This window comes from Rheinheimera maricola, assembly GCF_016918075.2.
Taxonomy (GTDB): domain Bacteria; phylum Pseudomonadota; class Gammaproteobacteria; order Enterobacterales; family Alteromonadaceae; genus Alishewanella; species Alishewanella maricola_A.
This window is the reverse complement of the sequence record NZ_JAERPS020000020.1, coordinates 1-824: the sequence shown is the minus strand read 5'-3', so window position 1 is coordinate 824 and position 824 is coordinate 1. Positions and strand designations below refer to the sequence as shown.

The 824-nt window shown below is 38.3% G+C and carries 1 protein-coding gene; it reads right to left on the bottom strand.

Annotation, left to right across the window (positions count from 1 at the left end; genetic code table 11):
- Positions 1-381 precede the first annotated feature (381 nt).
- The coding region (locus I4W93_RS20210) for a hypothetical protein (protein WP_224673587.1) at positions 382-824 on the bottom strand (443 nt) is incomplete at its 5' end.

The following is an 824-nucleotide window of genomic DNA, read 5'->3' as shown; positions in this document are numbered from 1 at the left end:
TGCTAAGCGGCGAATAACAGTTGGCTAAACTTGTGAGTGAAACGAACACAGCCAACTGTTATGAGTCCGCTTGAGCAGCTTGTTAGCAAGAGATTACAAATTTTAGCGGTTTACCGCCTAACTGCCCTTAACTTACCAATTGCCGCAATTAATAAACTTTACTTAAAAAGTTACGCCAAGAATAGTGAAAACTTACCTGACGATTTTTACATTAGTTAAAACCGTATTCTTTGAAAGATAAACAAGGTGAGAATTTATAAACAATCCTTGTTTAACCTTAATAAGAAGAAACTTGCTAACGCCGCAATAAAAGGCGAGCGTTAGCGAGTCCAGCCCACGCTTTTTGTGGGCGATTTTTAATTGCTTTGTTAGAGTTTGTTCTCATTTATCGATTGTATCTTCAATGAACCCAACGATCTCAGCTACGGATATAGTAAATATACCAGCCTCTCCTGCGTCAAAAGCAGATTTCCAAGTGTTGTAGCCTTCTATATAGTCTGGATTTGGAGCAGCGTTACCGACGAGTTTAAGAAGGCTTTTCTTTAAAGTTTCTTCAGAGACCGGAAAATGAGGTAGCTCACTTGAAAAGCCGCCAGCTATATGAGGGTTCTTAACTTTAACTTTGTTGAGACTAATGTGATAGATTTTTCCTAACTTTTCATTTGCCTCAATTTTATTAATTAGAACCGTTGATTTCTCTTCACCAATTCTTGTTTTATAAGACCAGACCTGGCCCTCAGAATATTCCGCGGCTTTAGCGAAGCTGAACATAGAAAGTAAACTCATAATTAAGGCCAATTTCTTCATGGTGGTGAACTCTAACG